General features: G+C 51.5%; 1 protein-coding gene. It reads left to right on the forward strand.

Going from position 1 to position 600, the window contains the following annotated elements:
• The coding region (locus AB9F27_RS21985) for an efflux RND transporter permease subunit (RefSeq protein WP_369758215.1) at positions 1 to 600 on the forward strand (600 nt) is incomplete at both ends.

Raw genomic sequence — 600 nt, forward strand, 5'->3', positions numbered from 1 at the left:
GTCGCAAAACGCGCAGATTTCTGCAGGCTCTTTCGGCTCGCTTCCTTCGCTAGACGGTCAGGCCTTTACGGCAACAATCACTGCGCAATCCCTGTTGGAAACGCCCGAAGATTTCCGCAACATTATTCTGAGATCAGAAGGCGATGGAGGACTTGTGTTGCTCGAAGATGTGGCCCGTGTCGAGATTGGTGCGGAAAACTACATGGCTATCGCGCAGTTTAACGGCAACCCTGCCTCTGGGATGGCCGTCCAACTTGCACCGGGGGCCAACGCGCTTGATACATCGGAACTCGTCCGCGAGAAGATCGAGGAATATGCGGAATTTTTCCCCGAAGGCATGACCTATGTCATTCCTTATGACACCACGCCGTTCGTTGAAATCTCGATCCATGAAGTACAAAAAACGCTGATCGAAGCGATCATCCTCGTGTTCTTTGTGATGCTGTTGTTTCTGCAAAATCTGCGGGCGACACTTATTCCAACGCTTGCGGTTCCTGTTGTTATTCTTGGGACGTTTGCGATCCTTGGCGTGTTCGGATTTACCATCAACGTGTTGACCATGCTTGCCTTGGTGCTTGCGATTGGTTTGCTGGTGGATGA

Origin of the sequence: Falsihalocynthiibacter sp. CO-5D18, from assembly GCF_041205445.1 — a bacterium.
Lineage (GTDB): Bacteria > Pseudomonadota > Alphaproteobacteria > Rhodobacterales > Rhodobacteraceae > Falsihalocynthiibacter > Falsihalocynthiibacter arcticus.